The following is a 22,510-nucleotide window of genomic DNA, read 5'->3' as shown; positions in this document are numbered from 1 at the left end:
TTGAACCTTAAACATTGAACCATGAACACCAAGAAGAAAACCTACAAAAAGCCAGAAGTCAAAAAAGTAACCATCGATAACGAGATAAGCATGGTCATGATGTCATTCGGCCCGGGCGGTGACCCCGAAGCATCGGTGATCAAAAAGCTGAACCCGCTGAGGTGGTGGAAATAGGTTAACTGCCTATTAGACGCCTTACCACATTTGACGGCAATCGGTCAAAAGCCACCTTTAGATCAACAACTGGGTCTTTCCGCAGTGCGTTTAGAAAATGTTCCTCGGAACCATCCCAGTCAAACAATTCGTTGGGCAAACAATCAAAGAACACACACAGCCGAGATAGCATCTTCATCCGAATTGATGTGCGTTTTGGGTCAAGCAATTTATTCGCCTCCATCTTCGTAAAACCGTTCAACTCTAAAAATCGTTGAGGATGTGGCTGTTGTCGCTCTTCTATCAAGCGCCTCACATTCACAAACAAACGTCCTTTCCCATTCGATGAAATAGGCGGCTTCGCTTTTAGTTCCAACTTCAGTTGTTCCAATAACAGCTGGACTTCTGCCTGAGACTTACCTTTCATCAGATCGTGCAATGGACGGACTGTTCCAATATTCAGCCGCTGAAACAGATCATTCTGTTTATCTGTCCAACTCATAAGATCATTCGGTTCGCACAAGAATGTTTCACACAACCGCTGTATCATGCTATCGCGAATAAGGCGAACACTCTTCTCGTTCATCAAGGTGCGAGCTTCTCGGGCCGTAAACCCGTGTTTGCGCAAAAAGGCCTGAGATTGTGTGAAGCCCTTGGCCTGTATCAATGGCGTGAGATTCAGCTTTAACATGTCGGAATTCTTGAATAGAGATAAGTCATAAACGCACATCTAAGCACGTTTAGTGTCCATCAGGCCATAATTTCCTCTCCTAAATGCACCTTTCCGCATTGGCATCGACTACTAACGATTGTTCCTAGACGGCTTCCGACTTCTCCCACGCTAGATTCGCCTTTGCACCGACTACTTAGGATTTGGAAAAGGCTGGTTAGACCTTGTCATAGACTGCTACGGATTTGACTTTGACTGGTTCCGACTGTTCCTTAGCATGTTGAATCTTCGAAACGATAAGATTAGACTTCGCTTAGACAGCTTGCTGACAAGAAATCGGGTCTTCCAGTTCCTCGCTCCTCGCTTACCACTACTCGCATCTCGATAATCATATCTCAATACCCCCTTCTCATTTCGGTTTCACCAGAATCCGCGGCTCCATCATATCAAGGATGGCATATTTCAGCCCTTCGCGGCCCAGACCGCTTTCTTTTATGCCGCCATAGGGCATGTGATCTACGCGGAAAGTCGGCACATCATTAATGATCACACCGCCACATTCAATTTTCTCGAATGCAAGGTTCATTTCAGCGATGCTATCGGTGTAAACACCTGCTTGCAGCCCAAACTTCGTATCGTTAAGCATGGCAATGGCTTCTTCAAATGCGTCAAAAGCCTCCACCGTTATCACAGGTCCGAAAACCTCTTCTGAACAGACGCGCATCTCCTTCTTCACATTCGTCAAGATGGTCGGAGCAAACATACCACCCTTCTCATAGCCGCCAGATACGACCTCAGCACCAGCTTTCACCGCTTCATCCAGCCATTCGGCTATCCTGTTTGTATTGTCTTTGTCAATCATAGCTGTGATGTCCGTTTCAGCATCGCTTGGGTCGCCCCATTTCAATGCTTCTGCGCCTGCCTTCATCTCCTCACAGAAATCTGCGAACAGCGAACGATGTACATAGAATCGCTGCGCGTGAATACATACCTGTCCTGAATAGGCAAAGGCTCCAACCAACAAGCGTGGCAAGGCTTTCGCTAGATTCGTCCCTTCGGAGATGATCACGCCTGCGTTTCCGCCCAACTCCAACACCACTTTCTTCTTGCCCGCTTGCTCTTTCATCTTCCAACCAACCACAGGCGAGCCCGTAAAAGAGAGCAGCGCAAACCGCTCGTCCGTCACCAACTGATTTCCCGTTTCTCTATCCATCGGAAGCACCGTCACACTTCCCTTTGGCAATGCGGTCTTTTCAATAATGCGCATCAATTCCAACGAAGAGAGTGGAGTAGAAGATGCTGGTTTGAGAATGATCGGACAACCGGCCGCAATGGCTGGCGCGATCTTATGCGCCACCAAGTTCATCGGGAAGTTGAAAGGTGCAATGCCCGCCACCAATCCCACAGGAAAGTATTTCACAATTCCCTCGCGCCCTTCACCTGCCTTGGTCGTATCTAATTGCAAAACCTCACTTGGCAAACGTTTCGCTTCTTCGCTTGCCACCTTAAATGTTTGCACCGAGCGATCAATTTCGCCCAGCGCATACTTCAAGGGCTTGGCACATTCCCGCGCAAGCAGCAACGCCAATTCCTCGCGTCTCTCGTGCAATTCATCCGAAATCTGTTCCAATGCCGCAGCACGTACATGAGATGGCAGATCCCAAAGTTCCTTCCGTGCTTTTTGCGCTGCGCTGATGGCGGCTTCCAATTCATCCTTCCCTGCCAGGTAACTCGTCCCTACAACCGAACCGTCAAACGGATTCTTCACCGTTAACACCTCCGATGTGGTCACTTCCTTTCCCTCAATGATCAGTTTGTATTCTTTCATAGTCATCGAAAGTAATAATCCCGTCTGTTGTCACCCTGAACTTGTTTCAGGGTCTCAATAAATCATGCTGAATGAGCTGTAATTGATGTCTTAAAACAAAAAAGGCCGCTATGCAGCGACCTTTTTCCGTACTCGTTTTTCATTTTCCCGTTTCTCTGCCAATTAGATCAGACCGAACAGATCATTCAACTTTAAGCAACGGTGGCAAGTTGCAATTCCCCCTTTAAAAGGGGGTGCCGAGGGACGAGGTGGGGGATTTATTGGAAACAGACCAGCAATCAACGTTCATCATACAACGACTAGCTATGCGCCTCATTCTCGTCTTTCACCTCATGAACAGCCTCCTCAGTCGTAGCCTCGTCTGTTTCAACCTCAGCATCATCTTCAACCACCGTTCCAGTGTAAATGCCGCCACCATTGGTGTTAGAAATGCACTTCAGAATATCTTCCTGAGAAAGAAGGCTCGCATCAAATGTGAAATAACCCATGCCTTCGTCAAAATTCACTTCGCTCTTGCCAACACCGGTCAGTTTTCCGCAATTTTCCTGAATTGGACCAGCACAGCCTGAAGGGCAACTCATGCCTTCGATCTTAACGGCCAATGTGGTCGGGGTCTTCATTTCATCAACGCTCATCATGTGCACCTCTTCGGTAGCTGTTTCGGTTGATGTTTGTCCGCAGCCGATCATTAATGCTGCTGATGCCATAATGGCGATTGATAAGATTCTCGTTTTCATTTCGCTGTTGCTATATAAACTTCTGAACTGTTGATATTTTCGATGATTGCTTCTGCATTGGTCTTGTTCGGGTCGAAATACACTTTCGCCTCTTTTTCCACAAGATTCACTTCGGCCGATTCTACTCCCTCCACTTCTTCAATCAGGTTTTTCACCGCATTGGAGCAATGGTTGCAGCTCATGCCCTCTACTGCTATGCTTGCTTTCTCACTCATTTCGTTTGTCAAAAGTAAAACATGTTCTGTGGTTTAATGTATGACGCTTGTCACATAAGCAACACTTACAATCAACAAAGGTTTGATCAGTGCAAGCAAGCTTTTCATAATCCGCCAACGACCCATAACCGCGTCACCCTGAACTCGTTTCAGGGTCTATGGCCTAGAAGTAAATTGCCACAGCTGATTAACCTGTCAAACTCATCTCCTCAACGCGTTTCTTTGCGCCATGCAAAATCCACTGCGCAATTGGCTCCTTCTTCTTCTCATAGGCGTCATTTGGGGTAGCTCTTTCATTCTGATGAAAAAGGGGCTGGTGGTTTTTGAAGACACCCAGATTGCGGCCTTGCGCATGGGCTTGGCCTGGCTGGTCACGCTCCCGTTTCTAATTGGGCGCTTCAAAGAGATCGCGAAGCGTCAATGGCTCATTTTGCTTTCCGTTGGTTGGCTAGGTAGCGGTATCCCTGCATTTCTCTTCGCCACGGCCCAGACCAAGATCGATAGTTCGCTCTCAGGAATGCTCAATTCACTCGTTCCTCTGCTCACCATGGTGTTCGGCTTGCTCTTTTTCGGCCTTAGAACATGGTTTTTGCAGGTAGTTGGCCTATTGATCGGATTGATCGGGGCGCTTCTTCTCATCGTTATGCCCGATGGTATCGATGGCTTCAAGCCGCAGGCCTTGTTTGTGGTCGCGGCCAGTACCTGCTATGCCTTCAATCTTAACGTAGTGCGCAAATACCTGAGCAATATGCCGTCCGTGCTTATAACTGCTGGCTCGTTTCTTTGGATCGGACCGCTATGCCTCATTTATCTCTTCTCAACCGATTTCACCTCACGCTTTGATCACGATTTTGCTTGGATGTCTTTCTCCGCCATTGCCGTTTTGGCCGTAGTAGGCACCTCCTTGGCCGTCCTCATGTTCAACAGATTGATACAATCTGGCGGAGCCTTATTCGCATCCATGGTCACTTACATTGTCCCGGTCATTGCCATTGGTTGGGGTGTGTTGGATGGAGAGCAAGTGAGCCTTTGGTCGATTTCTGGGGTTATTATAATCTTATTAGGTGTGTTTTTGGTTCAAAAGGCAAGAAAGTGACAGAATTATTCGGCTTGCATACTATTTTTGGAATTCAATTATTTCATGCCCCACACATTCAAATGAAAAAACAATTACTTCTCGCCCTTTTGGTGGCATCATTACCAAACCTTGTTTCTGCTCAGTCCACACTTCAATCAATTAGCAACATTTTTCAGGCAAATTGCACCACTGGTTGTCATAGTGGAGCAAATCCTAGCGCCAATTTGGATCTGAGTGGAAACCCCGCATCGCTTATTGCAGCCTTGGTTGGTGTAGATCCTCTCAATCCTGCCGCACAGACAAAAGGCTATAAGTTGGTGGACGCTGGTTATCCGCACAAGAGTTTTCTGCTATATAAGTGCGCTACAACAGACTGGGACGGTGTTTACGGAATGGATCTGGCAGAAGGCTCTTCAATGCCTCAGAATCAATCGGCACTTGCTAAAGAAGAAATTGAGCTGATGCGACAATGGATATTGGCCGGTGCACCACAGAATGGAACAGTAGTAGACCCTCAGGTCTTGGACGATTATTACAACAACAACGGAATGGCGCGTATAGCCGTTCCGGATGCTCCTGCTGCTGGAGAAGGTTTTCAGATGCACCTTGGTCCTTTTTTCTTAGAGCCGGGGCAAGAGGTCGAGTTCTATAAGAAGGAGAAGGTCAACAATCCGGAACTTCAAGACGTAGTTCAGTTCGAAGCCATATTCAACGATGAATCCCATCACTTTCTGTTGTTCGAATTCCTTCCAGGAACGGATGCTGGTATTGAAGAGGGCTTGCGTCCTGTAACTGTTCAGAATGCGTTCCAAGATGCAGAATATATGGTTGGTTGGGTAGATCCCGATATCACTTCGCTGCCTGCAGGAACTGCTTACAAGATAGATGAGAATGCAGTCATAGACCTCAACTATCACCTCATAAATTATGCGTCCAATGGCGATTCCATCTTGGCCGCTGAAGCATACATCAATTTCCACACTGACAATAACAATGCGAGTGAACTTATTGAAATGCACAGCGAATTGTTGATCAACCTGAACATTTTCATTCCTAACACCGACACCGAGGTGTCATTCACAGACCCTGTCACCTTTGGGCCAAGCGCTACCGATTCGCTTTACATTTGGTTCCTTTCATCGCACACCCATAAATACGGAACGGACTACGATATCTTCAAACGAAATCCTGATGGAAGTCAGGGCGATAAATTGTATGAGGGATTTTACAATACCACCTACGATTTTAATCAGGGATATTATGATTGGGAGCATCCAGGAAACCTATATCTCGATCAAGTTTATGGCGAGTTGGTGCCAATTGCTGAAAAGGATGGTGTGATCCAGGTAGCCAAATACCGAATTCCTGCGAGTGCAAACGAACCTGCCCTCTTCATCAATTTCGGACTGACAACAAACGATGAAATGATGCTTGCTTTCATTCAATACACGCGAGAACGTGTTCCTGCCAACCCGAACGGGATTTCTACTGTTGATGAAGAAGAACCTTCATTCATGTCGGTCTATCCGAACCCGACCAATGGAACTTCAAACATCAAATTCACCTTGCAAGAAACGGCTGATGTACAATTGAACGTGTTCAACAGTTTAGGACAGCAGGTAAAGAACCTCTATGGTGGTTCAATGGCTGCTGGTCAATCAACCTTCAGTTTTGATGCGGCAAACGGTTCAGACCCGAACGGATTGTACCTTATTCAACTCATCGTTAACGACAAGGTTTATACTGAAAGACTGCTTCATTTTAACCGTTGAACAAATTATTGTTTGCGGAAGTTGTAAGCAACACTTCTTTTTTTAAATTTGCAGCCCCGTTTTGGGGAGTTAAATACAATTCTGTTTTAAGATGTACGCAATTGTTGATATAGCTGGCCAACAGTTTAAGGTTGAGAAAGACACGAAAGTGTTCGCTCACCGTTTGGAAGGAAAAGAAGGTTCTAAAGTAACTTTCGATAAGGTTCTGCTTTTGGAGGAGAACGGTAAAGTATCTGTTGGAGCGCCAACAATCAGCGGAGCGACTGTTTCTGCTAAGATTGTTGCCCATCTAAAAGATGAGAAGATTGCCGTCTTCAAGAAAAAGAGAAGAAAAGGATACCAAAAACAAAACGGTCACAGACAAGCGTTGACTGAATTGTTGATTGAAGGTATTTCTGCAAAAGGTGGCGCTGCAAAAGCTGAAAAGAAAGAAGCTGCCCCAAAAGCTGAGGTTGCTGCTCCTGAAGTAGAGGCCAAATCAGACGAAAAAGAATAATAATCCGAATAAAAGAAAACAACCATGGCACACAAGAAAGGAGCCGGTAGTTCCAAGAACGGAAGGGAATCAGAAAGCAAACGACTCGGAGTGAAAATCTTCGGAGGTCAAGCTGCTGTTGCTGGTAACATCATCATCAGACAACGAGGAACACAACACCACCCAGGAGAAAATGTAGGTATTGGAAAAGACCATACACTTTTTGCATTGGTTGACGGTGTTGTAGAATTCAGAAAGAAAAAAGACAATCGTTCGTTTGTTTCGGTAGTTCCATTGAGCTAATCGAACCGATAAGATTATATAAGGAATCCCTTGTGCTTCGGTTCAAGGGATTTTTTGTTTTCAGTAGATAAATTTGCGCCACATTACAATTCATGTTACAGACCACATACATACAGGAGAATAAGCAAGATGTCATTGACCGTCTTGCAGTGAGAGGGATTGATGCAGCAGCCACAGTCAATCAGATCATTGCCTTGGATGACAAGCGCAAATCAACTCAGACCGACCTTGACGCTACGCTAGCAGAATCTAATCAGTTGGCGAAGGAGATCGGTGGCCTATTCAAGCAAGGAAAAGCAGAAGAAGCGAATGCCGCTAAAACAAAAGCTGCTGAGCTGAAAGAGCAATCTTCTGCTTTACAGGAAACGATGAATCAGGTTCAGCAGGAGTTAAATCAATTGCTATATCAACTTCCTAACCTTCCGCATACAAGCGTCCCGAAGGGAAAATCTGATACGGATAACGAAGTGGTTTCAACACATGGGGCCAAACCAAGTTTTGGGTTTGAGCCAGCTCCGCATTGGGAGTTGGTGAAGAAATACGATCTCGTTGATTTTGAATTAGGAGTGAAGATCACAGGTGCTGGGTTTCCAGTTTATATTGGAAAAGGAGCCAGATTGCAAAGATCGCTCATCAATTACTTCTTAGATGAAGCGAGAGACGCTGGTTACAAGGAATACATTCCACCATTTGTGGTGAACGAAGCCTCTGGTTTCGGAACAGGACAATTGCCTGATAAAGAAGGGCAGATGTATCACATGGAGGAAGACAACCTCTACATGATTCCAACAGCAGAAGTGCCGTTGACAAACATTTTCCGCGATGTGATTCTGAATACAGATGAACTTCCGAAGAAGCTGACTGCTTATTCTCCATGTTTCCGAAGAGAAGCGGGCTCTTACGGAAAGGATGTGAAAGGATTGAACCGCCTTCATCAGTTTGATAAAGTGGAAGTGGTGCAAGTGGTAGAGCCCGAAACCAGCTACGAAGTACTTGATACGATGGTGGCGCATGTAACGGGCCTCTTGGACAAACTTGGTTTGCACTATCGTGTGCTTCGTTTGTGTGGTGGCGATCTTGGTTTCACTTCTGCGCTCACATTTGATATGGAAGTTTGGTCAGGTGGTCAGGACCGATGGTTAGAAGTAAGTTCCGTTTCCAACTTCGAGACGTTCCAAGCAAATCGATTGAAGTTGCGTTACCGAAAAGGAAGCGATAAGCCGCAATTGGCGCACACGCTCAATGGAAGCGCTTTGGCATTGCCTCGAATCATGGCTGCTCTTATAGAGAACAATCAGACTGAGAATGGAATTGAAATTCCTGAGGTGTTGCACAAGTACACTGGATTCGACCGAATCGATTGATGGATATTCAACACGTCATTGCGAGGGAGGAACGACTGCGGCAATCTGTCTGCTGCAGCAAAGAGATTGCTTCGTTCCTCGCAATGACGGCTCTTTTGATAGTTGCGTTGACTAGCTGCAGAACGGATTTTACGGCAGAATCCAATGCAACGGAAAGTCTGCTGGGCGTGCTGAATAACGTGGAGCAGTCATCAAATGAAATTGATTCGCGGCTTGTACAGCAATACGTCAAAGACGTGTCTGAGAAATGCCAGAAGATTCAGAATGAGTTAACAGACACTCTGGAATTGGATCAAGCGCAAAAGTTGGTGAATTTCTGTGGTTTGCAGGAACATCTTCAAAGTTGTTTGCAGAGAAAGGAGTTGATTGATGCGCAAGTAGTTCAAACTCGGAACCAGCTTTTCAACCTAAAAACCGATCTGAAGGAAAGACGTGCCAATAAGGACAGCACAAACCTGTACATTGAGCAAGAATTCCTTTTTGTGGAAAGCTTGAATGAAGGAACAGAGCAGGTAGTAGCCGAACTGAACGCTTGTTTCGAAACCTACGCTGAACTAAAAGACGAAATAGACCGTTTACTGATCGCGTTGCCGAGCAAAGAGCTTGATGAAGCAGAATGAGATTGAAGAAATACATATCGATCGTTGTTTTGGTGCTTGCTCCGCTGTTGCTTTTGGCACAGACAGAGACAGACGAGCAATTGGCTGCGCAGTACTTTAAGAATGGCGAGTATGATAAGGCCGAGATCTATTATCAGAAGCTATATAAGCGCTACAACGATGAGTTTTTCTTTCAGTATTATGTTGATTGCCTGCTGAAACTTGAGAATTTCTCGGAAGCAGAGAAGACCGTAGAGAAGCGCATCAAGAAAGAGGAGAATCCTGTGCTTTACGTGTATCTGGGTTACGTGCAAAAGGCTGCTGGAGATGAGAAAAAGGCCGAACAGGCCTATACAAAGGCGATTCAAGAATTGCCACCTTTTCAGAGGCAGATTGATGCATTGGCGAATGCGTTTTCGGACAAAGGCGAATTGGATTACGTGGTACGTACCTATGACAAGGGCCGAAAATTGTTGAACGGTCTTTACAATTACCATTTCGAGTTGGCTAGCGTGTACAACGTTCAAGGGAAATTTGATTTAGCTGTAGAGGAATACTTGAACGCACTGGAAGAAGATGAGTCGCAGATAACGAAAGTGCGCACCGATCTTTTGGACCTTTTCATTGCTGATCAAACTGGCAAGAAGCAAGAGTATTTCGAAGAAGCTGTTGTGGGGCAGATCCAACGTCAACCTCAGCGAGACATTTATGCCGAATTGCTGATCTGGCATTTTGAACAACAGAAGAAGTTCATTCAAGCATTTGCCCAAGCGAAGGCTGTGGATAGAAGGAACAAGGAAGATGGGGCACGGATCATGCAGTTTGCGCACATCTGCCGCGGCAACGGATCATACGATCTTGCCATTGAAGCCTATCAGTATGTGATAAAAAAAGGACGCGACAGCTACTATTATCTGAGTTGCAAGAAAGACCTAGTGAACACACTCTACGAAAAGGCAGTGGCTGGCGGATCGTACACCGAACAGGAATTGCTCGACCTTGAGAAGACATTCCTGACAACCTTGGATGAATTTGGTCGCAATGGCAATGTGGCGAAGATGATGCTGAATTTGGCTGAGCTTTATACCTTCTACATCCACGATACGGAAAAGGGAATCAACCTGTTGTACGAGGTTCTCGATCTTCCGGGAATCAACAAGGAAGACCTTGCAATGGCGAAGATCCAATTGGCAGATGCCTTGCTTTTTACGGGTGAAGTGTGGGAAACCACGCTGCTTTATTCGCAGGCAGAGAAGATGTTCAAGACCAGCGAAATCGGTCGAACGGCCAAACTCAAGAACGCAAAACTTGCTTATTACACTGGCCAATTTGATTGGGCTCAAGCGCAGCTCAATGTGCTGAAAGCCGCTACCAGCGATTTTATCGCCAACGATGCGCTATATCTGGCCATGCTCATTGGCGACAATTCATACATGGATACGACCTATGCTGCGCTACGAACATTCGCTCGTGCGGACCTTCTCCTCTATCAGAACAAGCTCGATAGTGCTAAACTCGGGCTCGATAGCATCGAAGAATTCTATCCAGGTCACAGCCTACAGGATGATATTCTGTACAAACGAGCACAGATTGCTGAGCAGGAAGGCAATTACGAACTCGCTCAGGAAAATTATCACCGCGTTTGGAAAGAATATCCGACCGATCTTTTGGCAGATGACGCGGTTTACAGAATGGCACTACTCAACGAAAACCGTCTCAACAGTACTTCCAAGGCGATGGAATACTATCAGGAATTGCTGCTCAATTATCCAGGAAGTCTTTTCACAGTTGAAGCTCGAAAACGATATAGAACTTTGCGTGGCGACTTACTGAACTAATCCATCTGCAAATGATCATCTACAACGTAACCGTAAACATCAATGAAGAAGTGCATGACGAATGGGTAGCGTGGATGCGCGATGTGCATATTCCGGAAGTGATGGCAACAGGCTTTTTCTTGGAAAACCGCTTTGCAAAGGTGTTGCTAACGCATGATGAAGGTGGCGTGACCTATTCCATCCAGTATCTCTGTAAGAACATGGCCGACCTACAGTTTTACCAAGGTTCGCACGCACCACGTTTGCAAGCTGATGTAAAAGCGAAGTTTGATGGGAAGTTTGTGGCATTCCGTACAGTGCTTGAGACTGTAGAAGCCCCCTAAATCCTCCAAAGGGGGACTTGGCACCGCAACTGCTTCTGATGTTAGTTTTTCTTCGCGTTCTTTGCGCCAACTCTGCGTCTTTGCGGTTCAATTAATTGGTAATCCTTGGTCAAACCCAAAAAACATCTTGGTCAGCATTTTCTTAAAGACCAAAAAATAGCTTCTGATATTGCCGATGCGCTCACGGGTCACGGCAACTATAAACACGTATTGGAAGTCGGTCCCGGAACGGGAGTTCTCACGCAATACCTGTTACCCAAAGATCATACGATCCACGCCATTGAAATGGACCGAGAGTCCATCGCATATCTTCATCAGCACTTCATTCAACTCACCGACAACCTTATTGAAGGTGATTTTCTGAAGCTAGATTTCAACGACATCACTGATGGCCCACTTTGCGTCATTGGCAATTTCCCTTACAACATCTCTTCTCAGATTTTCTTTAAGGTCTTGGATAATCGAAATCAGGTTCCTGAGGTCATCGGTATGTTGCAAAAGGAAGTAGCCGACCGAATTGCGGCAGGTCCGGGTTCAAAGACCTATGGCATTCTGAGTGTATTGGTTCAAGCTTTCTATGATGTGGAATACCTTTTTACGGTTCCCTCAGAGGTCTTCAATCCGCCACCGAAGGTCAACTCTGCGGTGATCCGTTGCAAGCGGAATACCGTTGCTGAATTGGACTGCGATGAGAGTAAATTCAAGATGGTGGTGAAAACTGCGTTCAATCAAAGACGCAAGACCTTGAGGAATGCCCTCAGAAGCCTTACTTTTGCGACCGCTCCAGACGAGCATCTTCTAACACTCAGGGCCGAACGGCTTTCTGTGGCAGATTATGTTCAGATCACGAAGTGTTTGGCAGACTGATCCTTGAGCTAAGTTGAACGAATACCTACGCCCTTGAGCAATGCAGTTCGAGCTAACGAACGACTTCCTCGAAGAACTAAGAGAGGATATAGCAAGGTTTGACAGAGACACCGTTTCTGCCAAAGTAGGAGAACTGTACCCAGCCGATATTGCCGAAGTGCTTGATGAGGTCAACCTCACCGAAGCACGGTTCATCTTCAAATTATTGGATGATGAGCTAGGCTCTGAAGTGCTTATGGAATTGGACGAAGACGTCCGAGAACGATTCCTTGCTTCACTTTCCGATGAGGAAATTGCAGAATATGTCGATCAGCTGGATACGGATGATGCGGCCGACCTTATTGCCGAACTTCCAGAAGACAGGCAAGAGGACGTTTTGGCCCAGGTTGATGATGATGAACAGGCCAGCGATATTGCTCAGCTTTTACGTTATGATGAGGATTCTGCCGGTGGTCTGATGGCCAAAGAGCTAATCAAGGTCAACGTCAATTGGCCGATAGTCAATTGCGTGCGCGAAATGCGCAAGCAGGCAGAGGATGTGGATCAGGTTTTTACCGTTTATGTGGTCGATGACAATGACGTGCTGCTTGGAATTGTTTCACTCAAAAAGATGCTGTTGAGTTCAACAAGAGCACTCATCAAAGACATTTATAAGGAAGGAATCCTTTCTGTGGAGGCCAATATGAAGAGCGAGGATGTGGCCAAACTCATGGAGAAATATGACCTTGTGGTTATTCCTGTTGTAGATGGGCAGAAGCGACTTTTAGGACGAATTACCGTGGATGACGTCATGGATGTTGTCCGCGAGGAAGCATCAAAGGATTACCAGTTGCTTTCTGGTATTTCTGAGAATATCGAAACCACTGATAATGTTTGGGTTATGAGCCGTGCTCGGCTTCCGTGGTTGCTTGTGGCCATGTGCGGAGGAATTGCCGGTGCCATGGTCATTGGAAATTATGAGGATGAACTGCAGGTCAATCCGCAGATGGCGTTTTTCATTCCCTTGGTTGTAGGGATGGGAGGAAACGTAGGTATTCAGTCTTCAGCACTCATCGTTCAAGGTCTTGCCAACGATACGCTAAGCAAGGATGGAATGGTGAAGCGTATTCTGAAAGAACTTTCGGTAGGTCTTTTAAACGGATTGGCTTGTACAGCTGTCCTTATGGCTTATAGTTTCATGTTTGGATATCCGCTGGCGCTGAGCCTGACCATTGGAACATCTTTGCTCACAGTGATTCTGTTTGCAGCAGCTTTCGGCACATTTATGCCACTTACACTGAATAGGATGAAGATTGATCCCGCGTTGGCAACTGGCCCATTTATTACAACTACCAACGATATCATCGGTCTGTTTTTCTATTTTATGATTGGAAGACTGATGTATGGAATGGTTTTTTAAGCTCATTGCTTTGTTCTAATTTGCGCAGATGCACATCCTTTTCCTCGATACCGTTCACGAACACCTCGAATCACATCTCAAAAGGATGGATTTTGAATGCGAGGATGGTACTACATGGAGTAGGGCTGAAGTCCTTTCGCGTATCGGTCGATATGAAGGCATCGTCATCCGCAGTCGAATAAAACTGGATAAAGAATTATTGGACGCAGCCAGAAACTTGAGGTTCATCGCTCGTGCTGGCGCAGGAATGGAGAACATCGATGTGGATCATGCCAAGATGCTCGGAATTCAATGCTTCAATGCTCCCGAAGGAAATCGAGATGCGGTGGCCGAACACGCCATCGGGATGTTGCTTAGCCTTTTCAATAAGATAAACACGGCCGATCTTGAGGTTCGGAAAGGTCTTTGGCTGCGCGAAGAGAATCGTGGTGTTGAGTTGCTTGGAAGGACCGTTGGAATTATCGGTTATGGTAATACCGGACAGGCATTTGCCAAACGGCTAGCCGGATTTGGCGTACTTACTTACGCTTACGATAAGTTCAAGAAAGGATTTTCAAGTGATCTTGTCATCGAAACCAATCTTGAAAGCATTGTCCAAGAAGCGGAGATCGTTTCATTGCACGTTCCATTGACAAAGGAAACGCATCATATGATCAACGATGCTTTTTTCGAAAAACTCAATTATCCGATCTACCTCATCAATACCTCTCGCGGTCAAGTGGTAGATACTGAAGCATTGGTCCGTGCAATGGAAAGCGGAAAAGTGTTGGGTGCGTGTTTGGATGTGCTGGAGTTTGAAAAATTCAATTTCGAACAAATCGAAAACGAGCAGATTCCACCAGCCTTCCAATATCTGATAGATTCGCCTAGAGTTATCCTGACGCCTCACATTGCAGGATGGACCGTTGAAAGCAACGCAAAAATTTCGCACGTACTAGGCGAAAAGATTCAGCAGGCCTATTCGAAGGTTCACTGAGATTTAACCACCAACTGAGCCGAGGTGGCCGTTCGGTGATCCAGCAGCACTTTCATTCCTTTTGTGGTTCGGGCAATCGTCTCGTCATCGTAATAACGGATTGTAACCAGCTCAGCATTTTCAATCAATCCGATGTAGTACTCGCCACTTAATTGTTCTTGAAGCTGCTTCATTTTTACAGGGTCATCATTGGTACTGAATGAGAAGTTCACTGCAGAATTCTGCGCACAGTTGGCTTTCATTCTTATATCACTTAGCACAGAATAAATGTTGGTGAAATGCGCTTCCGTCACAAACGAATAGTCTTTTGGAGTGAGCGAAACCAACACCTGATTTGGCTTCACAATAAAAGAAGGAACGATTTTCAGACCTTCTTTATTTGAAACCGTTGTGCCAGGTGCTTCTGGATTGACAAACGATTTCACGTAAAGCGGAATGTTCGCGTTTTGAAGTGGTTTTATGGTTTTCGGGTGAATGACACTTGTACCGAAATAGGCCAACTCCATCGCATCGAAAAACGACATTTCAGGTATCAGAACCGTGTTGTCGTAATATTTCGGGTCAGCATTCAATACACCTGGAACGTCTTTCCAAATGGTCACATCATCTGCCTGTAGACAATGGGCCAAAATGGCCGCGGTAAAATCCGACCCTTCTCTACCAAGAGTGGTAGTGAAGTTTTCGCTTGTTCCACCTATGAAACCTTGCGTAACTACCACATTTGCTTTCTTCAAAGCAGCATCAATTGTAGCCGAGGTCATCGCACGCGTCTCATCCCATTCAATCTTCGCGTCCTGATAATTGTTGTCTGTTCGGATAAGATCGCGGGCATCGATCCACGTGTTTGCAACTCCTTGGAATTTGAGGTAAGCCGAAATGATCTTCGTGGAAAGCATTTCACCGATGGAGACAATCTGATCATACTGGAAATGGCGGTTCAATCCATCTGGATCGTCCAATGCCCATTCCACCTCAACCAAGGTATTGTTGATGTCTTCTAGAACGGGTTCTGAAGCATCACCGAACAATTCCCTCACAATATCGCCATGGCAATTTCTCAGGTCTTCTAAAATGGCTGCGGTGGGCTCTTTTGCGAAGTATGCATTCACTAGCGCCTCCAATTTATTGGTGGTTTTGCCCATGGCTGAAATAACCACGATCAATGGCTCCTTATCGAAACTTGAGATGATCTGGTGCACGTTGCGCACACTTGGCGCATCCTTAACCGATGCGCCTCCGAATTTAAAAACCTTCATGCTAATTGAATTCTTGAATCTGTTCGCGGGTGAGTTTCCCGTTCAACCACTCTCCATCAAGAGTGGCTTTATATTTCTTATAAAAGTTGATGGCGGGCTCGTTCCAATCCAACACCTGCCATTCCATACGTGCTGAATTCCTTGCCTTTGCCACTCCTACCACGGCCTCAAAAAGTTGGTGTCCGATTCCGTATCCGCGTTTGCTTTCTGTAACGATGATGTCTTCCAAAAAAAGGCATCGGCCCTTCCAAGTAGAGTACTTTTCGTAGTACAGCGCGATTCCCACGATCTGCGATTCGTGCTCTGCCACGAACAGACCGTATATCCGTTTTGGACCAAATCCATCAGCTCGAAGTTCTTCCAAAGTCAAGGTTACTTCGCTGGGTGCTTTCTCATAAAGGGCAAGTTCTTTAATCATGCCAAGCACAGCTTCGGCATCATTTTCAGTTCCTTTTCTTACAGAAAATCCAATGGCTTTGTTCATCCCTCAAATGTAGAAATTGCGGCTTAGTTGAGATTGTTGGGCCTCACGGTCGGTTTCAAAAAGAAACCTATATTTAACCGTCCAAAAAAATAGTGTTTTTACTATTTACTGGACGTACTTGAACCAACTAGATTTACAATGTTAAGTATTTTGAAAAGTGCTGGTTTTCTAACCGTTCTGATGGCAATTTTGACCACTTCGGTGGTTGTTGCTCAAACAGACAATGTGGGAATTGGAACAACAACGCCTGCTCCATCAGCAATTCTTGATGTTGCAAACCCTTTCAACGTCATTTTAGGAACTCCTTCAAAAGGACTTCTTATTCCTCAGGTTAATCAGCTTCAGCGAGACCTTATGGAAAGTCAATATAACGACACGTTGGCAAACGGTCTTTTGGTCTATGAACCAGATTCTGGAAATTTCTGGTACTACCGTTACGATTTTCCAGTGCCTTCAACACCTCCTTTTGGTAACTGGATTAAATTGAGCACATCTGTTTCAGTTGCCAACAGCGGCATGCCAACAGGTGGAATCATCATGTGGTCCGGTACAATTGCTTCTATTCCTTCTGGATGGAACCTTTGCGATGGGTCAAATGCCACACCTGATCTCACAGATAAATTCATCATTTCTGTGGCCAGTTCGGCTGAAAACCCAGGAACAGCACCAGTGCCAGGTTTCTTTGTAAATGTGGATGCTGGCTCGACCATTGCACCAGATAGGCGATTCTTCAAATTGGCCTATATCATGAAACTTTGACAATAGAGATATAGAAAGTACCTAAGGCCTGCTTCGTGCAGGTCTTTCATTTTAAAATACATCCAACAACGATAATGGGCAACGTCACTTCCTTAGGAGAATTCATTGTAGAAAAGCAGGACGATTTTAAATACGCCAAAGGCGAGTTGTCGCGCTTGCTAAGTGCCATTGGTTTGGCCGCGCGCGTGGTTAACCGAGAAGTGAACAAGGCTGGGTTGATGGAGGATATTATGGGCGATGTAGGTGGAATAAATGTTCAAGGTGAAACACAGAAGAAATTGGATGTGTATGCCAATGATGAATTCATTCGCGCCTTAAAGGATAGAGGAGAAGTCTGTGGACTTGCTTCGGAAGAGAATGAAGGAGTAATTGAATTCAAATCGGGTTACGCGGTTGATGGACAGTATGTAGTTGCCATCGATCCATTGGATGGTTCTTCCAATATTGATGTGAATGTATCTATCGGAACGATTTTCTCCATTTACAGAAGAACCTCTAAATCTGGCCCTGCAACCTTTGAGGATTTTATGCAAAAAGGAACAGAACAGGTGGCAGCAGGATACGTGATCTACGGATCGAGCACCATGCTTGTTTACACCACTGGAAATGGCGTGAATGGCTTCACTTTGGATCCATCAATCGGTGCATTTTTCCTTTCGCATCCTAACATGAAAATTCCAAAATCTGGAAAGATCTATAGCGTGAATGAAGGTAATTATGCACGTTTTCCTGAAGGCGTGAAAAAATACATTAAGTATTGTCAGGTAGAGGATGAGGCAACTAGCAGACCTTACACTTCTCGCTACATTGGATCTGCGGTTGCTGATCTTCATCGCAACCTGATCAAAGGAGGAATCTATATTTATCCAACCACTACATCATCGCCAAAAGGCAAATTGCGTTTGCTTTATGAAGCGAATCCTTTCGCTTTCATTTTAGAGCAGGCAGGTGGCTTGGCAACAGATGGATTTAATCGCATTCTCGATATTCAACCAACATCGCTGCACCAGCGCGTACCACTTTTCATTGGTTCGGAAGACATGGTGAAAAAGGCGATGGAATTGATGGCGGAACATTCACCCAACGCCTAGGTTTAGTAGGTAAAACGTAGCATGACAAAGGATGAACTGGTAGGGCTCTTTGAGAAATCAAAGACACTGGAATCTATTCGCCTGACACTAAAGGACAACAGTGCTAAGATCAGGCTGAGAGGTGTTGCTGGTTCTGCTTACGCATTTCTGGTTTCGGAAATAATAAAAACCACTGATCAGGATCACTTAATAGTTCTCTCAGACAAAGAAGAAGCCGCCTATTTTCTGAGTGATCTGGAGCTGCTTACGGGGAAGAAAAAGGTTCTTTTCTATCCAATGTCGTACAGACGAGCGTACGAATTGGATGAGACAGATAACAGTAATGTCATTCAGCGTGGCGAGGTGCTCAATGCACTGCAGGTCGGCACTTCGCAGCAAATAATTGTGACTTACGGACAAGCGCTTTCAGAGAAAGTCATCTCTAAAAAGATGCTGCGCAAAAGCACCTTCAACATTGGTGTTGGCGAGCAACTCGATCTCGATTTCATCAACGAAATGCTGCACGAGTATCATTTTGAAAGGGTTGATCAGGTTTATGAACCAGGCCAATTTGCTATTCGAGGTGGTATCGTTGACGTGTTCTCATTTGCCCAAGAACTTCCATATAGGATTGAACTTTTTGGCGATGAAGTGGATAGCATCCGAGCCTTTGATCCTGCTGAGCAGCTTTCAGTTAAATCGCTGCGAAAAGCCACGATTGTACCGAATGTGCAAGACGAGATTCTGCTGGCCGAAAAAGTGAATTTCTTTGAATTCCTATCATCCAAAACCATTGTATGGGTAAAAGATGTGGAAGATGTGAAGCTCCAAGTTGAAAAAGAACTTCGCGAAGCGAAGCAGGCGTACGCTGCTCTCAGTTCAGTCATCAATCAAACTCCACCCGAAGCAAAATATGCGTCTTCGAAAGAGGTGATGGATTCCATTACAGAAAGACGTGTAATTGAGTTTGGACAGCGAACGTATTTCTCGAATGCTGAGGAATTCAAGTTCGATATGGCGCCTCAGCCAGCTGTCAACAAGGATTTTCACCTGCTCCAACAGATTCTTATCGAGAATATAAAGCAAGGATACAAGAACATAATGTTGGTGGATAATCCTGGTCAGGCCACGCGCTTGGACTCCATCTTTGATGATCTTCCGTTGCCCAAAGGCGTAAATGTGGCAAAGCCATATTTCACACCGATGTTGTTGTCAATCCATGAAGGATTTGTTGATCACGATCTCAAATTGGCGTGTTTTACCGATCACCAGATATTCGAACGGTATCATCGTTTCCGAATGCGTCAAGGATACAAACGCGGAAAGGAGGCACTTACGCTAAAAGAGATATCAGGACTCAATCCGGGCGATTTTGTTACGCATATTGACCACGGTGTAGGAAAGTTTGCCGGATTGGAAAAGATCGATGTGAACGGAAAGATGCAGGAGACGATACGGCTTGTCTATAAAGACAACGACATTCTCTATGTCAGCATCCATTCGCTTCATCGCATCACTAAATATTCCAGCAAAGACGGCTCAGAACCGAAGATCAATAAGATCGGTTCGCCAGCTTGGAAAACCCTTAAAGCGAAAACCAAAAAGCAGGTTAAGGATATTGCTAAAGACCTGATAAAGCTTTACGCAAAACGAAGAGCGCAAAAAGGTTTTGCATTCACGCCTGACACATACCTTCAAACGGAATTGGAAGCGTCTTTCATTTATGAGGACACACCCGATCAAGAGACTGCCACAGAAGCCCTCAAGGCTGATATGGAAAAGGAATATCCGATGGATCGGTTGATCTGCGGGGATGTGGGTTTTGGGAAAACCGAAGTGGCGATAAGAGCTGCCTTTAAAGCCGTATGCGATGGAAAACAGGTGGCTGTTCTTGTACCAACCACCATTTTGGCGTTGCAACATGCGCGTACTTTTCGCGAAAGGCTAAAGGATTTCCCATGCACGGTAGATTACATCAATCGTTTTAAGACCACTAAGCAACAGAACGATACGCTCAAGCGTTTGTCGGATGGGCAGGTGGATATTCTCATTGGCACGCACCGCATTGTTGGTAAAGATGTTCAGTTCAAAGATCTTGGTCTGTTGATCATTGATGAAGAGCAGAAATTCGGAGTTTCGGTAAAGGATAAGCTGAAAAAGATGAAGGTGAACGTGGATACGCTAACGCTTACCGCAACACCAATTCCACGAACGCTGCAATTTTCTTTGATGGGCGCGCGCGATCTTTCAGTAATCAGAACTCCGCCACCAAATCGCTATCCGGTAATTACCGAGTTGCACACGTTCAATGAGGAATTGATCCGTGATGCGATCATGTATGAAGTAGGTCGTGGCGGACAGGTTTTCTTCGTCAACAATCGGGTTGAGAACATCAAGGAAGTGGCAGGAATGATCTCTCGTCTTTGTCCTGATGTACACGTTTGTGTGGGTCACGGACAGATGGAACCGACCAAGTTGGAAGATACCATGATGCGTTTTATTGAAGGCGAATATGACGTATTGGTTGCCACAACCATTATTGAAAGCGGATTGGATATTTCAAACGCCAACACCATCATTATCAATAATGCGAACCATTTTGGATTGAGTGACCTGCATCAAATGCGCGGACGCGTTGGTCGTTCCAATAAAAAGGCGTTCTGCTACTTACTTGCGCCTCCGGTAAGTATGCTATCTGCCGATGCTAAAAAACGATTGAAGGCCATTGAGGAATTTTCCGACCTCGGAAGTGGATTCAATATCGCCATGCGCGACCTCGATATTCGTGGAGCAGGAAACCTTCTTGGTGCTGAGCAAAGCGGTTTCATCAGCGATATCGGTATTGATATGTATCACAAGATATTGGACGAGGCCATTCATGAATTGAAGGAGAACGAGTTCAAAGAGCTCTTCAAGGATGAACCTAAGAAACCATTCGTACAGGATTGTCAGATTGACACAGACCTTGAGATACTTCTGCCAGACCAATACGTGAATAGTATTGCCGAACGTTTGGCACTCTATCGCGAGTTGGACGATATTGAATCGGAAGAAAACTTACAGGCGTTTGAGAAGCGGGTGATTGACCGTTTTGGACCGATTCCGAAACAAGGAACGCAGTTGCTGGATACAGTTAGATTAAGATGGCTTGCCGCATCCATCGGTTTCGAAAAACTGATTCTGAAGAATCAGCGACTTGTCTGCTATTTCGTGTCAGATCCACAAAGCAATTACTTCCAAGGAAGCATATTTTCTTCCGTGTTGGATTTTATAAAGCGAAACCCACAGAAATGTGTGATGCGCCAAAAGAACGATAAACTGATGTTGACTTTCGAGGGAGCGTCAACAATCAGTGATTCGCTGAGGGCTTTACGCCAAATTATTCCTGAACCGATTCCTGAGATTGCTCCCGCGCATTCGACCGAAGAATAAATTCGTGAATGTGCTCGGCAATCACTTTGCCTTGATCTTCTTGAAGAAAATGCCCAGCACGTTCTACAATGATCTCAGGCTCATTCTGAACACTTGGAATATTCTCTCTGAACCATTTATCAGCACCTTTCAGAATCGGGTCATGGTCTGAAAAAAGCACAAGAGCGGGCTTCTGCCATTGACTTAGTACCTCTCTCGCCCGTTTCATTTGCCGAACACCATCATCCTTCGGGTTTGAAGGCACAAGACTAGGCCAAGCACGTGCTCCGGCCTTGTATTTCGAATCTGGGAATGGCGCTTCGTAACCTGAAATTACCTGGGCTTGAATGGAACGATAGGTTCCATACTTAATGATGTTTTTGATTGGAAACGTTGGCCAATACTTCGAAAAAGTCCTCCACAGCCTGAAAGGAAGAGGCATTCTTTTATTTCCTAACGGCAATGAAGTGTTCATGATCACCACTCGCTTGAACAGTTCTGGATGTTTACCCAATACACTCAAGCCAATCAATCCACCCCAATCTTGAACAACCAAGGTGATGTCTTTTAGCCCTGTTTTCTCGATGAATTTGATCAACGAGCGATAATGCATGTAGAACGAATAGTCTTTCTGACGTGTGAACTTGTCTGAACGGCCAAAGCCAAAAAAATCGGGGGCGATAACGCGATAATCCTTCTTTAAAGGCGCAATCATTTTCCGGTAGAGATAACTCCAAGTTGGCTCTCCATGAAGACAAAGGATGATTTCGCCCTTTCCTTCATCTACATAATGCATTCTTCCTCCATTGATTTCAACGTAGTGCGCATCGTAAGGAAAATCAGGAAGTCCGTAGAAGCGCTCATCGGGCGTGCGTAGCATCTCAATCATGGCAACAAGATAAACACCGCATCATTTGGCTGTGTAGTCAATCG

Annotated in this window: 22 protein-coding genes; 15 read left to right on the top strand and 7 right to left on the bottom strand. The window is 45.4% G+C overall.

Features of this window, described 5'->3' with window-relative positions; translation table 11 throughout:
• The first annotated feature begins 21 nt into the window (after window positions 1-21).
• Window positions 22-174: a hypothetical protein gene (locus K9J17_09425; protein ID MCF8276943.1), complete on the top strand. Its 153-nt coding sequence runs from the start codon at window positions 22-24 to the stop codon at window positions 172-174.
• A 1-nt stretch (window position 175) separates the two neighbouring features.
• Here the strand turns inward: K9J17_09425 and K9J17_09420 are convergent, their stop codons facing one another.
• From K9J17_09420 to K9J17_09405, 4 genes are all read right to left on the bottom strand, one after another.
• Window positions 176-844, bottom strand: a complete 669-nt coding sequence (locus K9J17_09420; GenBank protein MCF8276942.1) for a hypothetical protein — start codon at window positions 842-844, stop codon at window positions 176-178.
• A 388-nt stretch (window positions 845-1,232) separates the two neighbouring features.
• The gene (locus K9J17_09415) at window positions 1,233-2,651 is read right to left on the bottom strand and encodes an aldehyde dehydrogenase family protein (protein ID MCF8276941.1); all 1,419 of its coding nucleotides are present in this window, start codon (window positions 2,649-2,651) and stop codon (window positions 1,233-1,235) included.
• A 299-nt stretch (window positions 2,652-2,950) separates the two neighbouring features.
• Window positions 2,951-3,388 carry a hypothetical protein gene (locus K9J17_09410; GenBank protein MCF8276940.1) on the bottom strand — a complete coding sequence of 146 codons (438 nt, stop codon included), beginning with the start codon at window positions 3,386-3,388 and terminating at the stop codon, window positions 2,951-2,953.
• Window positions 3,385-3,603 carry a cation transporter gene (locus tag K9J17_09405; GenBank protein MCF8276939.1) on the bottom strand — a complete coding sequence of 73 codons (219 nt, stop codon included), beginning with the start codon at window positions 3,601-3,603 and terminating at the stop codon, window positions 3,385-3,387. Before K9J17_09405 ends, K9J17_09410 begins: the two co-directional genes overlap by 4 nt.
• A 229-nt stretch (window positions 3,604-3,832) precedes the next feature.
• Here K9J17_09405 and K9J17_09400 point away from each other — a divergent pair, with 229 nt between their 5' ends.
• The 11 genes from K9J17_09400 (at window position 3,833) to K9J17_09350 (ending at window position 14,597) form a co-directional block, all read left to right on the top strand.
• A complete protein-coding gene (locus K9J17_09400) occupies window positions 3,833-4,699 on the top strand; it encodes a DMT family transporter (protein MCF8276938.1) in 867 nt (288 codons plus the stop codon).
• A 62-nt stretch (window positions 4,700-4,761) separates the two neighbouring features.
• The gene (locus K9J17_09395; protein MCF8276937.1) at window positions 4,762-6,453 is read left to right on the top strand and encodes a T9SS type A sorting domain-containing protein; all 1,692 of its coding nucleotides are present in this window, start codon (window positions 4,762-4,764) and stop codon (window positions 6,451-6,453) included.
• Between the two features lie 91 nt (window positions 6,454-6,544).
• Window positions 6,545-6,949, top strand: coding sequence for a 50S ribosomal protein L21 (gene rplU, locus K9J17_09390; GenBank protein MCF8276936.1), 405 nt, complete (start codon window positions 6,545-6,547; stop codon window positions 6,947-6,949).
• A 24-nt stretch (window positions 6,950-6,973) separates the two neighbouring features.
• The gene (gene rpmA, locus K9J17_09385; protein MCF8276935.1) at window positions 6,974-7,231 is read left to right on the top strand and encodes a 50S ribosomal protein L27; all 258 of its coding nucleotides are present in this window, start codon (window positions 6,974-6,976) and stop codon (window positions 7,229-7,231) included.
• Window positions 7,232-7,323: 92 nt separating this feature from the next.
• On the top strand, window positions 7,324-8,595 hold the full coding sequence (gene serS, locus K9J17_09380; protein MCF8276934.1) for a serine--tRNA ligase: 1,272 nt from the start codon (window positions 7,324-7,326) through the stop codon (window positions 8,593-8,595).
• Window positions 8,595-9,215, top strand: coding sequence for a hypothetical protein (locus K9J17_09375; protein MCF8276933.1), 621 nt, complete (start codon window positions 8,595-8,597; stop codon window positions 9,213-9,215). The genes serS and K9J17_09375 overlap by 1 nt, the downstream gene beginning before the upstream one ends.
• Window positions 9,212-11,032, top strand: a complete 1,821-nt coding sequence (locus tag K9J17_09370) for a tetratricopeptide repeat protein (protein MCF8276932.1) — start codon at window positions 9,212-9,214, stop codon at window positions 11,030-11,032. The genes K9J17_09375 and K9J17_09370 overlap by 4 nt, the downstream gene beginning before the upstream one ends.
• Window positions 11,033-11,043: 11 nt before the next feature.
• Entirely contained in the window at window positions 11,044-11,355 is a 312-nt protein-coding gene (locus K9J17_09365; protein MCF8276931.1) for a DUF4286 family protein, read from the top strand.
• 105 nt (window positions 11,356-11,460) lie between these two features.
• On the top strand, window positions 11,461-12,222 hold the full coding sequence (gene rsmA, locus K9J17_09360; GenBank protein ID MCF8276930.1) for a 16S rRNA (adenine(1518)-N(6)/adenine(1519)-N(6))-dimethyltransferase RsmA: 762 nt from the start codon (window positions 11,461-11,463) through the stop codon (window positions 12,220-12,222).
• A gap of 40 nt (window positions 12,223-12,262) precedes the next feature.
• Window positions 12,263-13,621 carry a magnesium transporter gene (gene mgtE / locus K9J17_09355; protein ID MCF8276929.1) on the top strand — a complete coding sequence of 453 codons (1,359 nt, stop codon included), beginning with the start codon at window positions 12,263-12,265 and terminating at the stop codon, window positions 13,619-13,621.
• Window positions 13,622-13,649: 28 nt separating this feature from the next.
• On the top strand, window positions 13,650-14,597 hold the full coding sequence (locus K9J17_09350) for a hypothetical protein (GenBank protein ID MCF8276928.1): 948 nt from the start codon (window positions 13,650-13,652) through the stop codon (window positions 14,595-14,597).
• On the opposite strand, the gene K9J17_09345 is transcribed toward K9J17_09350, so the two are convergent.
• Both K9J17_09345 and K9J17_09340 read right to left on the bottom strand, forming a co-directional pair.
• Entirely contained in the window at window positions 14,591-15,853 is a 1,263-nt protein-coding gene (locus K9J17_09345; protein MCF8276927.1) for an aspartate kinase, read from the bottom strand. The two genes, K9J17_09350 and K9J17_09345, sit on opposite strands and share 7 nt — an antisense overlap.
• Window position 15,854: 1 nt before the next feature.
• A complete protein-coding gene (locus tag K9J17_09340; protein ID MCF8276926.1) occupies window positions 15,855-16,337 on the bottom strand; it encodes a GNAT family N-acetyltransferase in 483 nt (160 codons plus the stop codon).
• 138 nt (window positions 16,338-16,475) lie between these two features.
• Here K9J17_09340 and K9J17_09335 point away from each other — a divergent pair, with 138 nt between their 5' ends.
• The 3 genes from K9J17_09335 (at window position 16,476) to mfd (ending at window position 21,598) form a co-directional block, all read left to right on the top strand.
• The gene (locus K9J17_09335) at window positions 16,476-17,096 is read left to right on the top strand and encodes a hypothetical protein (protein ID MCF8276925.1); all 621 of its coding nucleotides are present in this window, start codon (window positions 16,476-16,478) and stop codon (window positions 17,094-17,096) included.
• Window positions 17,097-17,170: 74 nt separating this feature from the next.
• Window positions 17,171-18,187 (top strand): class 1 fructose-bisphosphatase, encoded by a 1,017-nt coding sequence (fbp, locus tag K9J17_09330; protein ID MCF8276924.1) that lies wholly within the window; start codon window positions 17,171-17,173, stop codon window positions 18,185-18,187.
• Window positions 18,188-18,208: 21 nt separating this feature from the next.
• Window positions 18,209-21,598: a transcription-repair coupling factor gene (mfd, locus tag K9J17_09325; protein ID MCF8276923.1), complete on the top strand. Its 3,390-nt coding sequence runs from the start codon at window positions 18,209-18,211 to the stop codon at window positions 21,596-21,598.
• Here the strand turns inward: mfd and K9J17_09320 are convergent.
• Window positions 21,546-22,466, bottom strand: coding sequence for an alpha/beta fold hydrolase (locus K9J17_09320; GenBank protein MCF8276922.1), 921 nt, complete (start codon window positions 22,464-22,466; stop codon window positions 21,546-21,548). The genes mfd and K9J17_09320 overlap by 53 nt on opposite strands.
• Window positions 22,467-22,510 lie beyond the last annotated feature (44 nt).

The sequence above is a fragment of the Flavobacteriales bacterium genome (assembly GCA_021739695.1).
Taxonomy (GTDB): Bacteria; Bacteroidota; Bacteroidia; order UBA10329; family UBA10329; genus UBA10329.
The sequence above is the reverse complement of the archived record's forward strand: the minus strand, read 5'-3'. Positions and strand labels throughout refer to the sequence as shown.

Excerpts from the sequence above, each read along its gene's own strand:
- K9J17_09425 (MCF8276943.1), top strand. The coding sequence starts at position 22 with ATGAACACCAAGAAGAAAACCTACAAAAAGCCAGAAGTCAAAAAAGTA.
- K9J17_09420 (MCF8276942.1), bottom strand. The coding sequence starts at position 844 with ATGTTAAAGCTGAATCTCACGCCATTGATACAGGCCAAGGGCTTCACA.
- K9J17_09415 (MCF8276941.1), bottom strand. The coding sequence starts at position 2,651 with ATGAAAGAATACAAACTGATCATTGAGGGAAAGGAAGTGACCACATCG.
- K9J17_09410 (MCF8276940.1), bottom strand. The coding sequence starts at position 3,388 with ATGAAAACGAGAATCTTATCAATCGCCATTATGGCATCAGCAGCATTA.
- K9J17_09405 (MCF8276939.1), bottom strand. The coding sequence starts at position 3,603 with ATGAGTGAGAAAGCAAGCATAGCAGTAGAGGGCATGAGCTGCAACCAT.
- K9J17_09400 (MCF8276938.1), top strand. The coding sequence starts at position 3,833 with ATGCAAAATCCACTGCGCAATTGGCTCCTTCTTCTTCTCATAGGCGTC.
- K9J17_09395 (MCF8276937.1), top strand. The coding sequence starts at position 4,762 with ATGAAAAAACAATTACTTCTCGCCCTTTTGGTGGCATCATTACCAAAC.
- rplU (MCF8276936.1), top strand. The coding sequence starts at position 6,545 with ATGTACGCAATTGTTGATATAGCTGGCCAACAGTTTAAGGTTGAGAAA.
- rpmA (MCF8276935.1), top strand. The coding sequence starts at position 6,974 with ATGGCACACAAGAAAGGAGCCGGTAGTTCCAAGAACGGAAGGGAATCA.
- serS (MCF8276934.1), top strand. The coding sequence starts at position 7,324 with ATGTTACAGACCACATACATACAGGAGAATAAGCAAGATGTCATTGAC.
- K9J17_09375 (MCF8276933.1), top strand. The coding sequence starts at position 8,595 with ATGGATATTCAACACGTCATTGCGAGGGAGGAACGACTGCGGCAATCT.
- K9J17_09370 (MCF8276932.1), top strand. The coding sequence starts at position 9,212 with ATGAGATTGAAGAAATACATATCGATCGTTGTTTTGGTGCTTGCTCCG.
- K9J17_09365 (MCF8276931.1), top strand. The coding sequence starts at position 11,044 with ATGATCATCTACAACGTAACCGTAAACATCAATGAAGAAGTGCATGAC.
- mgtE (MCF8276929.1), top strand. The coding sequence starts at position 12,263 with ATGCAGTTCGAGCTAACGAACGACTTCCTCGAAGAACTAAGAGAGGAT.
- K9J17_09350 (MCF8276928.1), top strand. The coding sequence starts at position 13,650 with ATGCACATCCTTTTCCTCGATACCGTTCACGAACACCTCGAATCACAT.
- K9J17_09345 (MCF8276927.1), bottom strand. The coding sequence starts at position 15,853 with ATGAAGGTTTTTAAATTCGGAGGCGCATCGGTTAAGGATGCGCCAAGT.
- K9J17_09340 (MCF8276926.1), bottom strand. The coding sequence starts at position 16,337 with ATGAACAAAGCCATTGGATTTTCTGTAAGAAAAGGAACTGAAAATGAT.
- K9J17_09335 (MCF8276925.1), top strand. The coding sequence starts at position 16,476 with ATGTTAAGTATTTTGAAAAGTGCTGGTTTTCTAACCGTTCTGATGGCA.
- fbp (MCF8276924.1), top strand. The coding sequence starts at position 17,171 with ATGGGCAACGTCACTTCCTTAGGAGAATTCATTGTAGAAAAGCAGGAC.
- mfd (MCF8276923.1), top strand. The coding sequence starts at position 18,209 with ATGACAAAGGATGAACTGGTAGGGCTCTTTGAGAAATCAAAGACACTG.
- K9J17_09320 (MCF8276922.1), bottom strand. The coding sequence starts at position 22,466 with ATGATTGAGATGCTACGCACGCCCGATGAGCGCTTCTACGGACTTCCT.